The following is a 13,934-nucleotide window of genomic DNA, read 5'->3' as shown; positions in this document are numbered from 1 at the left end:
CTTCAGGAAGTTGATTTCTTGATACTTTTCAGAATTACGCTGACGAACACTTACGGTTCAGTCATTTACCCATTCCGCTTTCGCTTATATACTCAGGGCTTTGCTAACAGCAACCAGACGGATTTCATGTACCAACCTGTCGCTCTATTTATTGGCCTGCGTTATATGCGTGGGCGTGCAGCAGATCGTTTCGGTCGTTTCGTCTCCTGGCTTTCCACCATTGGCATTACTCTCGGGGTGATGGCGCTGGTCACGGTATTGTCGGTGATGAATGGTTTTGAACGTGAACTGCAAAACAACATCCTTGGCCTGATGCCGCAGGCAATTCTCTCGTCTGAGCAGGGCTCCCTTAATCCACAGCAGATACCCGAAAAAGCGGTTACGTTAAATGGCGTCAATCGTATCGCGCCGCTTACCACGGGAGATGTCGTGCTGCAAAGCGCGCGTAGCGTCGCCGTGGGCGTGATGCTGGGTATCGACCCGGCGCAAAAAGATCCCTTAACGCCGTATCTGGTCAATGTGAAGCAAACCTCTCTTGAAGCGGGCAAGTATAATGTCATCCTCGGCGAGCAGCTTGCCGGGCAGTTGGGCGTCAATCGCGGCGATCAAATTCGCGTGATGGTGCCTTCCGCCAGCCAGTTCACGCCAATGGGACGGCTGCCGAGCCAGCGCCTGTTTACGGTGATTGGCACCTTCGCGGCGAACAGCGAAGTGGATGGCTACCAGATGCTGACCAATATTCAGGACGCGTCGCGCCTGATGCGCTACCCGGCGGGCAATATCACCGGCTGGCGCTTGTGGCTCAATGAGCCGCTGAAGGTGGATACCCTCAGCCAGCAGACGCTGCCGGAGGGGACGAAATGGCAGGACTGGCGTGAGCGAAAAGGCGAACTGTTCCAGGCCGTGCGCATGGAAAAAAACATGATGGGTTTGCTGTTAAGCCTGATTGTCGCCGTGGCGGCGTTTAATATTATTACTTCGTTAGGTTTAATGGTGATGGAGAAGCAGGGCGAAGTGGCTATTTTACAAACCCAGGGGCTGACGCCGCGCCAGATCATGATGGTGTTTATGGTTCAGGGCGCCAGCGCCGGGATTATCGGCGCGCTGCTGGGGGCAGTGCTGGGCGCATTGCTGGCCAGCCAACTGAATAACCTGATGCCGATCATTGGCGCATTCCTGGATGGCGCTGCGCTGCCGGTGGCGATTGAACCGCTACAGGTTGTTGTTATTGCGCTGGTGGCGATGGCCATCGCGTTATTGTCCACGCTGTATCCTTCCTGGCGCGCTGCCGCCACCCAACCCGCTGAGGCTTTACGTTATGAATAAGATCCTGTTGCAATGCGACAACCTGTGCAAACGCTATCAGGAAGGCTCTGTGCAAACCGACGTGCTGCACGATGTCAGCTTCAGCATTGGCGAAGGCGAAATGATGGCGATTGTCGGCAGCTCCGGCTCCGGGAAAAGTACGCTCCTGCACCTGCTGGGCGGCCTGGATACGCCGACGTCGGGCGATGTCATTTTTAGCGGCCAGCCGATGAGCAAACTCTCGTCGGCGGCGAAAGCGGAACTGCGCAACCAGAAGCTTGGCTTTATTTATCAGTTCCATCACCTGCTGCCGGATTTCACCGCGCTGGAAAACGTCGCGATGCCGCTGCTGATCGGCAAGAAAAAACCGGCTGAAATTACCGAGCGGGCGCGTGAAATGTTGCAGGCGGTGGGGCTGGATCACCGTGCTAACCATCGTCCATCCGAACTTTCCGGCGGCGAGCGTCAGCGTGTCGCCATCGCCCGAGCGCTGGTCAACAATCCGCGCCTGGTGCTGGCGGATGAACCGACCGGCAACCTGGATGCGCGCAATGCCGACAGTATTTTCCAGCTTCTGGGCGAACTCAATCGCGCTCAGGGAACGGCGTTTCTGGTGGTGACTCACGATTTGCAGCTGGCGAAGCGAATGAGCCGTCAGCTTGAAATGCGCGACGGTCTGCTGACGGCAGAACTGAGCCTGATGGGAGCTGAGTAATGGCTTCGCCTTTATCGTTATTGATCGGCTTGCGCTTTAGTCGTGGTCGTCGGCGCGGCGGTATGGTGTCGCTGATTTCCGTTATCTCGACTATCGGCATCGCGCTGGGCGTGGCGGTACTGATTGTCGGTTTAAGCGCGATGAACGGTTTTGAGCGCGAGCTGAACAACCGTATTCTGGCCGTGGTGCCGCATGGTGAAATTGAAGCGGTGAATCAGCCGTGGACTCACTGGCGCGAAGCGCTGGAAAAAGTGCAGCACGTACAGGGGATTGCAGCGGCAGCGCCTTATATCAACTTTACCGGGCTGGTGGAGAGCGGGGCGAATCTGCGCGCAATCCAGGTGAAGGGCGTGGACCCGAAACAGGAACAGCGCTTGAGCGCGCTGCCGTCGTTTGTGCAAAACCATGCCTGGGATAACTTCAGGGCGGGCGAGCAGCAGATCATCATTGGCAAGGGCGTTGCCGATGCGCTGAAAGTGAAGCAGGGCGACTGGGTGTCGATCATGATCCCCAATGCCAGCGCCGATCATAAATTGCAGCAGCCTAAGCGAGTGCGTCTGCATGTGACGGGGATTCTGCAACTGAGCGGTCAGCTCGATCACAGCTTTGCCATGATCCCTATGGAAGACGCGCAGCAGTACCTGGATATGGGGGCCAGCGTGTCCGGCATCGCGATTAAGGTCAACGATGTCTTTAACGCCAATAAATTGGTTCGGGACGCTGGCGAAGTGACCGACAGTTACGTTTACATTAAGAGCTGGATCGGTACTTACGGCTATATGTACCATGATATTCAGATGATCCGCGCCATCATGTATCTGGCGATGGTGCTGGTGATCGGCGTGGCCTGCTTCAATATCGTTTCGACGCTGGTGATGGCGGTAAAAGATAAGAGCGGCGATATCGCGGTATTAAGAACCTTAGGGGCGAAAGATGGCCTAATCCGCGCCATTTTCGTCTGGTATGGGCTGCTGGCGGGTCTGCTCGGCAGTCTGTGCGGCGTGGCGATTGGCGTGGTCGTCTCGTTGCAACTGACCCCTATCATCGAAGGCATCGAAAAGCTGATAGGGCATCAGTTCCTTTCTGGAGACATCTATTTTATCGACTTCCTGCCATCCGAATTACACTGGCTGGACGTTATTTACGTACTGGTTACGGCATTGTTGCTGAGCTTGTTGGCGAGCTGGTATCCGGCGCGACGCGCCAGCAATATTGACCCCGCGAGAGTGTTAAGCGGCCAGTAGTCGCAGTACATAAGAACAAGGAGCGGTGCGTGATGTATTACGGGTTTGACATTGGCGGGACAAAAATTGCCTTAGGCGTGTTTGATAACGAGCGACGTTTGCGCTGGGAAAAACGCGTACCGACGCCACGCGAAGGCTATGAGGCTTTTTTAACGGCGGTCTGCGATCTGGTGGCGGAAGCCGACCAGCGGTTTGACGTAAAAGGTTCCGTGGGCATTGGTATTCCAGGGATGCCGGAAACGGAAGACGGAACGCTGTATGCCGCCAATGTTCCGGCCGCCAGCGGTAAACCGCTCCGCGCCGATCTCAGCGCCCGGCTGGATCGTGATGTTCGCCTGGATAACGACGCGAACTGCTTTGCACTGTCGGAAGCCTGGGATGATGAGTTCACGCAGTATCCGCTGGTCATGGGGCTTATCCTCGGGACGGGCGTAGGCGGCGGACTGGTGCTCAACGGTAAGCCGATCACCGGTCGCAGCTATATTACCGGCGAGTTTGGTCATATGCGTTTGCCTGTCGATGCGCTCACCCTGATGGGGTTCGATTTTCCTCTGCGTCGCTGCGGCTGCGGTCAACTGGGCTGCATCGAAAATTATCTTTCCGGCCGCGGGTTTGCGTGGCTGTATCAGCATTACTATCATCAACCTCTACAGGCGCCGGAGATTATTGCTTTGTGGGAGCAAGGTGATGAACGCGCGCGTGCGCATGTTGAACGTTACCTGGATTTACTGGCGGTCTGCCTGGGGAATATCCTCACGATCGTCGATCCCGATCTGGTGGTGATTGGGGGAGGATTATCAAACTTCACTGCTATAACAACGCAACTGGCAGACAGGTTGCCACGTCATCTCCTTCCTGTTGCTCGTGTACCGCGTATTGAACGGGCGCGACACGGTGATGCGGGCGGGATGCGCGGCGCTGCCTTCTTACATCTTACCGATTAATCAAAAGAGGTTGTTATGCAGTCGCGTCGGGCTCATCGATTAAGCCGTTTTCGTAAAAACAAACGCCATTTGCGTGAACGCCTGCGTCAGCGAATCTTTTTCAGAGACAGAGTGGTGCCGGAAATGATGGAAAAACCAAGAGTATTAGTTCTTACTGGAGCGGGAATCTCTGCCGAATCCGGCATTCGTACATTTCGCGCCGCTGATGGTCTCTGGGAAGAACATCGGGTTGAGGATGTGGCGACCCCGGAAGGGTTTGCCCGCGATCCAGAACTGGTTCAGTCATTTTACAACGCCCGCCGTCAGCAGTTGCAGCGGCCTGAGATTCAGCCCAACCCGGCGCATGTCGCGCTGGCAAAACTGGAAGAGGCGCTGGGCGATCGTTTCCTGCTGGTGACGCAAAATATCGATAATCTGCATGAACGCGCGGGCAACAAGAATATCATCCACATGCACGGCGAGCTGTTGAAAGTGCGCTGCTCCCAGAGCGGGCAAATTCTGGACTGGACGGGCGATGTGACTTCAGACGATAAGTGCCACTGCTGCCAGTTCCCGGCTTCGCTTCGCCCGCACGTCGTGTGGTTTGGTGAAATGCCGCTTGGCATGGATGAGATCTATATGGCGCTGGCGATGGCGGATGTGTTTATCGCTATCGGAACATCCGGGCATGTTTATCCGGCGGCCGGGTTTGTGCATGAGGCCCGCCTGCACGGCGCGCATACGGTCGAGCTAAACCTTGAACCAAGCCAGGTCGGCAGCGAGTTTGAAGAGAAATATTATGGCCCGGCAAGCCAGGTCGTACCGGCGTTTATTGAGAAATTATTGAAAGGACTGTGATTTTTTTGCCGGATGGCGGCGAATGCCTTATCCGGCCTACGGTTCGCATTTGTCCAGGCCCGATAAGCGCAGCGCTATCGGGCATTTTTTACAACGCTGAATTAGCGTCCCGCTTTCAGCTTCTGATAATACTCTTCATAGATAGCACTGGCGGAACCCACGTCGTTCTGCCATTCCCCTTTATTGATGGTGTCGGCATCAGGGTAGAGTGATTTATCATTTGCCACTTCAGGACTTAACAGCTTACGTGCGGCCAGGTTCGGCGTCGGATAACCGATCGTTTCCGCCACTTCTTTCGCCACATCCGGGCGCAACAGGAAGTTGATCAGCTTCAGCGCGCCTTCTTTGTTTTTGGCGTTCGCCGGAATAGAAAGGCTGTCCATCCAGAAAATACCGCCTTCTTTCGGCCAGATAACCTCAAGCGGCGTCCCTGCCTGACGTGCAACGTACGCAGAACCGTTCCACACCATCCCCAGGTTGACTTCGCCTTCCATATACGGGTTAGCCGGGTTGTCGGAGTTGAACGCCGCCACGTTTGGCATCAGTTTTTTCAGTTCGCTATACGCCGCTTCAATCTCTTTAGGATCGGTGGTGTTGCCGGAGTAACCCAGCTTACGTAGCGCCATCTGGAACACTTCACGCGCATCGTCAGTCAGCAGCAGGCTGCCTTTATACTCAGGCTTCCACAGGTCAGCCCAACTGGTGACGGTTTTCGGGTCAATTTCGTCGCTGTTAACGCCAATTGCCGTTGCGCCCCAGATATACGGGATGGAGTAGTCGTTATTCGGGTCAAACGGTTTGTTGAGCATTTCAGGATCGAGGTTGTGGAAGTTGGTTAACTTCGTTTTGTCGATCTTCTGGATCATGCCCTCTTTACGCATTTTATCGACGTAATAGGTGGAAGGCACCACCAGGTCGTAGGCGCCGTCTTTATACGTTTTCAGCTTGGCATACATGGTTTCATTCGACTCGTAGGTTGAATAGATAACCTTAATGCCCGTCTCTTTAGTGAACTGTTCCAGTAGTCCTGGTGGAACATACTCGGTCCAGTTGTAGAAATAGAGCGTGTTGTTGTCATCAGCGTGAGCGGCGCTCATGCCCAGTGCCAGAGCACCCGCCGCGAGCAGGTGGCGTGACCATTTTTTCATTTAACGTCCCCTGAATAGTGGGCCTCAACGGCCCTTGGTTTTATCACGAGCAATAAGCTGGCTGGCGATGACCATAACCAGCGACAGAACCAACAAAATCGTTGCCAGCGCGTTAACTTCCGGCGAAACGCCGACTTTTACCATTGAGTAAATTTTCAATGGCAGAATCTCATAGCCAGGCCCGGTGACGAATGACGAAACCACCACGTCATCCATCGACAGGGTGAAACTGAGCAACCAGCCAGCCGCGACCGCAGGCATTGCCAGCGGCAGAATGATCTTACGCAAAATCGTGACTTCACTGGCTCCCAGGTCTTTTGCCGCTTCCAGCATCCGCACGTCAAACCCTTTCAGGCGCGAGTAAACGGTAACGACCACGAAGGGCAGGCAAAAGGTGATATGCGAAAACAGCAACGACCAGAAGCCCAACTGGATGCCGAGCAGCATAAACAGCACCAGCAGTGAAATCGCCATTACAATATCCGGCGACATCATGACAACGAACAGCATGCCGCTGACAAACGGTTTACCACGAAAACGATAGCGATACAGCGCCACTGCCGTTAGCGAGCCGATGATCGTGGCAAAGGTGGCCGAGAACACCGCCATCGTCAGCGAGTGCTGTGCCGCCTGCAACAGGCTGTCGTTATTCATCAGCAGGCTGTACCAGTTGGTGGTAAAGCCCTGCCAGTTGATGCCAAAGCGCGAACTGTTAAAGGAGTTCACAATCAAGATGATGATTGGAATATACAGGTACGCGTAGATAGCGGTCATAAAACCGCCACGAAGCAGTCGACCGATCATTCGAGTTCCACCTTCTTATTCAGCAGCCGCGATGCGCGCCAGTAAACCAGCAGCATCAGGCCCATCACAATCGTCAGCGTAATGCTGGTGGCTGCGCCAAACGGCCAGTCGCGAATGTTCAGGAACTGAACCTTAATAACGTTACCAATCAGCAGGTTCTTTGCTCCACCCATCAGGTCAGAGACATAGAACAGCCCCATCGCTGGCAGCATCACCAGCAGACACCCGGCGATGATCCCCGGCATGGTCAGTGGAATAATAATGCGAATAAAGGTCTGCAATTTACTGGCGCCCAGATCGCGGGCGGCCTCCAGCAGCGGCTTATCCAGTTTTTCAATGCTGGAGTAGAGTGGCATCACCATAAACGGCAGCAGGATATAGACCAGACCGATAATGACCGCGCCCGGCGTGAACATGATGCGGATCGGGGTGTCAATCACACCCAGCCACAGCAGGAACTCGTTGAGATAGCCCTTGGTGCTGAGAAAAATTTTCAGGCCGTAAATACGGATCAGCGAGTTGGTCCAGAACGGTACGATCAGCAAAAACAGCAGCAGCGGACGCACTTTTTCCGGCAGTTTCGCCAGAAACCAGGCAAAGGGATAGCCGAGCACCAGGCAGGCGAAGGTGGCGATGAGCGCCATATTGAGGGAATGCAGCAATACCTCAAAATAGAGCGGATCGAGCAAACGAGCGTAGTTATCCAGCGTAAAGACCATTTTGACGAAGTTCGCGTCATCACGGGTCAAAAAGCTGGTACCAATAATCATCAGGTTGGGCAGAAAGACAAACAACACAAGCCAACCAACGACAGTGACAATCACTACATTCTGGAATTTACTTGTGTTCTTCATCAGCCAGTACGACCTCCCAGCTTTCTACCCAGTTAATGGCCATTTTTTGGTCGAGAGAGTGGTCGAAGTCAGGATCGTCTTCATTGAAGAATTCGCTGACCATCACCATTTTGCCATTTTCCAGTTCGACGACGGACTCCAGCGTCATACCTTTGTAGTTGCGCTCGCGCACGTAGCCAATGAGACCTTCAATGTGGTTATCATCGTTAATTTCATCAACGCGCAGATCTTCCGGGCGTAACAGTACGTTCAGTTTCTGACCAGGAACGACGGCAAAGTTAACATAAATATTGCACTCGCGTCCTTCTACATTGGCGCGTACGCGTTGTTCGTCCAGACGTTCAATTACCGTGGCGTTAAACATGTTGATTTCGCCAATGAATCCGGCGACGAACAGGTTTTTCGGCTCCTCATAGATTTCTCGCGGCGTGCCGTCCTGCTCAATAATGCCGTCGCGCATCACCACGATACGGTCAGACATGGTCAGCGCTTCTTCCTGATCGTGCGTAACGAACACAAAAGTGATGCCCAGCTTACGCTGCAACGCTTTCAGTTCGTTCTGCATCTGCTTTCGCAGCTTGTAATCCAGCGCGGAGAGGGATTCATCCAGCAGCAATAAACGCGGTTTATTGACGACGGCGCGGGCGATGGCCACACGCTGCTGCTGCCCGCCGGAAAGCTGATGCGGCTTTCGCTGCGCAAACTCTTCCAGTTGCACCATGCGCAGAGCGTCGGTGACGCGAGGGGTAATCTCGGCGGCGGGGGTTTTCTGCATGCGTAAACCGAAAGCCACATTTTCAAATACGGTCATGTGGGGGAATAACGCATAGCTTTGAAAGACGGTGTTCACATAGCGGTGTTCCGCTGGAACGTCGGTGATGTCCTGGTTATCCAACATAATATGACCGGCATCAACATTTTCCAGACCGGCAATCAGGCGCAGAACGGTTGTTTTACCGCAGCCAGAGGGGCCAAGCAGCGTGAGGAATTCGCCGTTATTGATGGTCAGATTCAGATTAGAAATGACCTCTTTTCCGTCGAAGCTTTTGCGAATTCCCGCCAGTTGTACCAGCGGTGAAAGCGAACGCGGTTGTTTATTCAATTTTTTACTCTGTCCCATGTAGACGCAACGGATGGCTGACCGATGCGGGGTTTGTGGTTAACCACCTTGGTGACTCTTAATGAGGGCGGTCATTCTACGGCAAACCGCTAAAATCGCCAATCCTTGTTGCGAATTACTGGCTTAGCTTTATAGTCAGAAAAAGTGTCTACGCGAAATATTCTCGTTTGCAGGGATAAAAGTGACCTGACGCAATATTTGTCTTTTCTTGCTTATTAATAATGTTGTCACGAAAAGTGAGGGTGACTGCATGGATAAACTACTTGAGCGTTTTTTACACTACGTGTCGCTGGATACCCAATCAAAGGCGGGCGTACGGCAAGTGCCCAGCACTGAGGGCCAGTGGAAATTATTACATTTGCTCAAACAACAGCTCGAAGAAATGGGGCTGGTGAACGTCACGTTAAGTGACAAAGGGACCGTCATGGCGACGCTGCCAGCCAACGTTGCTGGCGATATCCCCGCGATTGGTTTTATCTCTCATGTGGATACCTCACCTGATTTCAGCGGTAAGAATGTGAATCCGCAGATTGTGGAAAACTACCGTGGTGGCGATATTGCGCTAGGGATCGGCGATGAGGTGCTGTCGCCAGTGATGTTCCCGGTTCTGCATCAACTGCTGGGGCAGACGCTGATCACCACTGACGGGAAAACGCTGCTGGGCGCTGATGACAAAGCGGGCGTGGCGGAAATCATGACCGCGCTGGCGGTACTGAAACAGAAAGACATTCCGCACGGTGATATTCGCGTGGCCTTTACGCCGGATGAAGAGGTCGGTAAAGGGGCGAAACATTTTGACGTTGAGGCTTTCGGCGCGCAGTGGGCTTATACCGTTGATGGCGGCGGCGTAGGGGAACTGGAGTTTGAAAACTTCAATGCGGCCTCCGTGAATATCAAAATCGTGGGCAATAACGTACACCCCGGTACGGCGAAGGGCGTGATGGTGAATGCGCTGTCGCTGGCGGCGCGTATTCATGCCGAGGTTCCGGCGGATGAGAGCCCGGAGACGACCGAAGGCTATGAAGGCTTCTACCATCTGGCGAGTATGAAAGGCACCGTTGATCGTGCGGATATGCACTACATCATTCGCGATTTCGACCGCAAACAGTTTGAAGCCCGCAAGCGCAAAATGATGGAGATCGCTAAAAAGGTCGGGAAGGGGCTGCACCCGGACTGCTACATTGAGCTGGTGATCGAAGACAGCTATTACAATATGCGTGAGAAAGTGGTCGAACACCCACATATTCTCGATATTGCACAGCAGGCAATGCGTGACTGCGATATTGTGCCGGATATGAAGCCGATTCGTGGCGGCACTGACGGCGCCCAGCTTTCGTTTATGGGTTTACCGTGCCCGAACCTCTTTACCGGCGGCTATAACTATCATGGCAAGCATGAGTTTGTGACGCTGGAAGGGATGGAGAAAGCGGTGCAGGTGATTGTGCGTATTGCGGAGCTAACTGCGAAGCAGCAGTAATGGTGTCGTGGTGTGATGGCGCCGGATGGCGCTTCGATTATCAGGCCTACCGTGTGTAGGCCTGATAAAACGCGCTAGCGTTGCCATCAGGCTCAATCGCAATAACTTATTACCCTTCGAAGAACCAGTACCCGCTGTTGACCAGTGCGGCCAGCATTGCGAGGAACGACGGGTCTTCCAGCGCATCGCCAAAATTCTCGGCGGTCAGCACGATGTGACTGGAGAGCGCCTCCAGCGCCGGGCGGTGCGGAGAATCAATCTTCTCACCGTTGGCGTAGACCTCATCGCCAATGCGCAGGACGCGTAATCCGCCCAGACGCACCAGCACATCGCCTTGTTTCAGCGCATCATAGATCTCATCCGGCTGATACGGAGGTTCCGGCGGCGCGATGTCCAGTTCGTGACGAGACTGGGAGATAAATTCGCCAAACCACTGTTTAAAGTGTTCAGGCTGATTGATCAGGTCGAGCATCATTTCACGCAGCTTGTCCATCTCCTGCGGCAGAACGTCGGCAGGATGCTCGCGCGGCGGGATATCCGGGTCGCTGTAATAGGTGCTGCCCAGTTCGCGTTGCAGAACGTAGTCGGCAAAACCGCTGATCAGTTCACGCGTATTCGGCGCGCGGAAACCAACCGAGTAGTTCATCGCGTTTTCCAGCGCGTAGCCTTCGTGCGGGAATCCGGGTGGGATATACAGAATATCGCCGGGCTCCAGCTCTTCATCAATGATGGCTTCAAAAGGATCGACCTGGAGTAGATCCGGGTGAGGGCAATGCTGCTTCAGTTGCAGCTTCTCGCCTACGCGCCAGCGGCGGCGACCGGTTCCCTGAATGATAAAGACATCGTACTGATCCAGATGCGGACCCACGCCGCCGCCAGGGACGGAAAAGGAGATCATCAGATCGTCAATACGCCAGTCTGGCAACGCGCGGAAAGGGCGCATCAGCGCAGCGGTAGGTTCATGCCAGTGGTTTACGGCCTGAACCAGCAGCGACCAGTTGTTCTCGCCGAGGTGGTCGTAACTCTCGAACGGGCCGTGGCTGACCTGCCATTTACCATCCTGATGACTGACCAGACGGCTATCGACTTCGCTTTCCATCGCCAGTCCCGCCAGTTCGTCAGGGGAGAGCGGATCAATGAAGTTGTTGAACCCACGTTTTAACACCACCGGGCGTTTTTGCCAGTGGCGTTCAAGAAATTCGGGCCAGTTAAGTGTTAATTGATATTCCATGTTGATTATCCGCAGGCTGGTATCTGACACCGATTATAACGGATGCTTAACGACATGCGGTGAAGAACATACATAAATATTACACGCCAGCGTCATTCATCGCGCTGAATCGGGTGCTGGCGACCAAAAATCACCTCCATCCGCGCTCCGCCGAGCAAACTGTCACCGGCGACGATCTTCCCTTCATATTGCTCAGTGATCTCACGGGCGACCGCTAGCCCAACGCCTTGCCCTGGTCGCAGGGTGTCAATGCGCTGACCGCGATCGAAAACCACATCACGCTTGCTTTGCGGAATGCCCGGGCCGTCGTCTTCTACCAGAATATGCAGATGCTCATCGGTCTGCCGGGCTGAAATTTCGACAAACTCAAGGCAGTATTTACAGGCGTTATCCAGCACGTTGCCCATCACTTCAACAAAGTCATTCTGCTCGCCGACAAAGCTGATTTCCGGCGAAATATCGAGGCTAATGTTGACCCCTTTACGCTGATACACCTTATTGAGCGCGCAGGTGAGATTGTCCAGTAACGGCGCTACGGGGTGCAGCTCGCGACTGAGTAACACGCCGCTTCCGCGCATGCTGGCGCGATGCAGGTAATAACCAATCTGCTGGGAGATACGGCTGATCTGTTCCAGCATGACCGGTTCGGCGTCGCTGACGCTCATTTTTTCGCTGCGCATTGAACGCAGGGTGCTCTGCAATACTGCCAGCGGCGTTTTCAGACTATGGGTGAGGTCGGTTAACGTGGTGCGGTATTTATCATAACGCTCACGTTCGCTCTTCAGCAGCCGGTTGAGGTTGCGCACCAGGCTGGTCAGTTCCCGCGTGGTTTCTGGGTTGAGCATTTCGCGGTGGTGTTCTTCCAGCTCGCGCACTTCACGCGCCAGCGCTTCGATAGGGCGTAAACTCCACCATGCGGCGACCCAGAGCAACGGGATGACTAACAGCAGGTTTGCCGCCAGAACATAAATAAACCAGCTCCAGACCATATACGAGCGTTTCAGCTCGATGGGGATAGTATCGACAACCACGATCGTCAGTTGCGGCATCCGCGCGGTAGCCGGATAGACATTCACCGCCACGGAGTGGGTCATTTCCGCATCGTCGTCATCTTCCCGCACCTCTTTGAGCTGCTGTTGGGCGGAATGATCTTCACTCAGCAACGTGCTGGTGGCATCGACATCGGCTTCAATTTCATGAAAACCGTTGGCTTTCAGCCATTCCGGCTGGATACGTTTCTCCAGCCAGGGAACGTTGCGCTGCGCCCATAACAACTTGCCGTTCTCATCATAGATCAGTGTCATCGTGGGGCTTTGCATATCGAGATTTTCCGGGATCTCGATATTGATTTTATTGTTTTGCCATGACGCGAGGGTGTAGAAAAGGTTGCTCTCACCGCGTAACAGGCGAAAGGTTGTCTTATCAAAACTGACGCTATAGCCAACCAGCGCGACCATTCCGTAGGCCAGAGAGAGCACCAGCACAACGCCTGCCGTCGCCAGCAGAAAGCGCAGGCGCAGCGATAAAGGAAAAAGATGACGCAGTAATTTATTCATTAGCGCAGTTCGAACAGGTATCCCTGACCACGGACGGTGGTAATCACATCATCAGGATATCGCGCCTGAATTTTTTTGCGTAAGCGCCCCATTAATACATCAATGGTATGGCTTTCACGCAGTTCCGCATCCGGGTAGAGCTGTAGCATCAACGAATCTTTGCTGACGACTTTGCCATTATTGCGGATCAGCGTTTCCATAATGGTGTATTCAAACGCCGTCAGTTTTATCACTTCATCATTTACGGACAATTCACGGCGGGAGAGATCCACCTGAAAAGGCGGAATAGAGATAACCTGCGAGGCCAGACCGCTGTTGCGGCGCATTAACGCCTGCATACGCGCGACCACTTCTTCAATATGAAACGGTTTTGTCACGTAGTCGTCGGCGCCGGCGCTCAGCACTTCCACTTTATCCTGCCAGCCTTCACGGGCGGTTAATACCAGAACAGGAAGGGAAACGTCATTGCTGCGCCAGCGGCGGATCAGCGAAAGCCCGTCTTCATCCGGGAGGCCTAAATCGACGATGGCGATGTCCGGCAGATGCTCGTTAAGATAATAATCGGCTTCCTTTGCATCTTCTGCGTCATCAACCTGGTGCCCCAAATCCTGTAATTGAACCTTCAGGTGGTGGCGTAATAAGGCATTATCTTCGACAACCAGTACGCGCATCATCTTTTCTCCCTAAATTAACGGTATT

13 protein-coding genes are annotated in these 13,934 nt (G+C 53.9%); 6 read left to right on the top strand and 7 right to left on the bottom strand.

The genetic code is table 11. The annotated features are described in order from the left end of the window. Positions 1-126 precede the first annotated feature (126 nt). Genes lolC through cobB form a run of 5 tightly spaced genes read left to right on the top strand, consistent with a single transcriptional unit; the run spans position 127 to position 5,045 of the window. A complete protein-coding gene (gene lolC / locus OGX80_RS09480) occupies positions 127-1,326 on the top strand; it encodes a lipoprotein-releasing ABC transporter permease subunit LolC (RefSeq protein ID WP_115182341.1) in 1,200 nt (399 codons plus the stop codon). Then, the gene (lolD, locus tag OGX80_RS09475) at positions 1,319-2,020 is read left to right on the top strand and encodes a lipoprotein-releasing ABC transporter ATP-binding protein LolD (RefSeq protein WP_012132798.1); all 702 of its coding nucleotides are present in this window, start codon (positions 1,319-1,321) and stop codon (positions 2,018-2,020) included. The genes lolC and lolD overlap by 8 nt, the downstream gene beginning before the upstream one ends. Further along, positions 2,020-3,264, top strand: a complete 1,245-nt coding sequence (lolE, locus tag OGX80_RS09470; RefSeq protein WP_024130429.1) for a lipoprotein-releasing ABC transporter permease subunit LolE — start codon at positions 2,020-2,022, stop codon at positions 3,262-3,264. The genes lolD and lolE overlap by 1 nt, the downstream gene beginning before the upstream one ends. Before the next feature lie 32 nt (positions 3,265-3,296). Beyond that, positions 3,297-4,208, top strand: a complete 912-nt coding sequence (nagK, locus tag OGX80_RS09465; protein ID WP_110494339.1) for an N-acetylglucosamine kinase — start codon at positions 3,297-3,299, stop codon at positions 4,206-4,208. A 15-nt stretch (positions 4,209-4,223) separates the two neighbouring features. Beyond that, entirely contained in the window at positions 4,224-5,045 is an 822-nt protein-coding gene (gene cobB, locus OGX80_RS09460) for a Sir2 family NAD+-dependent deacetylase (RefSeq protein WP_047457485.1), read from the top strand. Positions 5,046-5,146: 101 nt separating this feature from the next. Here cobB and potD read toward each other — a convergent pair whose 3' ends face one another. The 4 genes from potD to potA are packed head-to-tail and all read right to left on the bottom strand — an operon-like array spanning position 5,147 to position 8,971. Then, positions 5,147-6,193: a spermidine/putrescine ABC transporter substrate-binding protein PotD gene (gene potD / locus OGX80_RS09455; protein ID WP_114848562.1), complete on the bottom strand. Its 1,047-nt coding sequence runs from the start codon at positions 6,191-6,193 to the stop codon at positions 5,147-5,149. A 24-nt stretch (positions 6,194-6,217) separates the two neighbouring features. Beyond that, complete coding sequence (gene potC / locus OGX80_RS09450) at positions 6,218-6,997, bottom strand: spermidine/putrescine ABC transporter permease PotC (protein WP_012132793.1); 780 nt, start codon at positions 6,995-6,997, stop codon at positions 6,218-6,220. Next, positions 6,994-7,851: a spermidine/putrescine ABC transporter permease PotB gene (potB, locus tag OGX80_RS09445; protein WP_047457478.1), complete on the bottom strand. Its 858-nt coding sequence runs from the start codon at positions 7,849-7,851 to the stop codon at positions 6,994-6,996. The genes potC and potB overlap by 4 nt, the downstream gene beginning before the upstream one ends. Next, on the bottom strand, positions 7,835-8,971 hold the full coding sequence (gene potA, locus OGX80_RS09440; protein WP_012132791.1) for a spermidine/putrescine ABC transporter ATP-binding protein PotA: 1,137 nt from the start codon (positions 8,969-8,971) through the stop codon (positions 7,835-7,837). Before potA ends, potB begins: the two co-directional genes overlap by 17 nt. 250 nt (positions 8,972-9,221) lie before the next feature. Between potA and pepT the strand changes: the two genes are divergently transcribed. Then, the gene (gene pepT, locus OGX80_RS09435) at positions 9,222-10,448 is read left to right on the top strand and encodes a peptidase T (protein ID WP_047457474.1); all 1,227 of its coding nucleotides are present in this window, start codon (positions 9,222-9,224) and stop codon (positions 10,446-10,448) included. A gap of 109 nt (positions 10,449-10,557) precedes the next feature. Here the strand turns inward: pepT and roxA are convergent, their stop codons facing one another. From roxA to phoP, 3 genes are all read right to left on the bottom strand, one after another. Then, on the bottom strand, positions 10,558-11,679 hold the full coding sequence (roxA, locus tag OGX80_RS09430; protein WP_047457471.1) for a [50S ribosomal protein L16]-arginine 3-hydroxylase: 1,122 nt from the start codon (positions 11,677-11,679) through the stop codon (positions 10,558-10,560). Between the two features lie 92 nt (positions 11,680-11,771). Then, a complete protein-coding gene (phoQ, locus tag OGX80_RS09425) occupies positions 11,772-13,235 on the bottom strand; it encodes a two-component system sensor histidine kinase PhoQ (protein ID WP_012132787.1) in 1,464 nt (487 codons plus the stop codon). Further along, a complete protein-coding gene (phoP, locus tag OGX80_RS09420) occupies positions 13,235-13,906 on the bottom strand; it encodes a two-component system response regulator PhoP (RefSeq protein WP_024130426.1) in 672 nt (223 codons plus the stop codon). Before phoP ends, phoQ begins: the two co-directional genes overlap by 1 nt. Positions 13,907-13,934 lie beyond the last annotated feature (28 nt).

The sequence above is a fragment of the Citrobacter sp. CK194 genome, assembly GCF_030333395.1.
Lineage (GTDB): Bacteria > Pseudomonadota > Gammaproteobacteria > Enterobacterales > Enterobacteriaceae > Citrobacter_B > Citrobacter_B koseri.
Note: the sequence above shows the minus strand (reverse complement) of the source record. Positions and strands in the feature narration are given on the sequence as shown.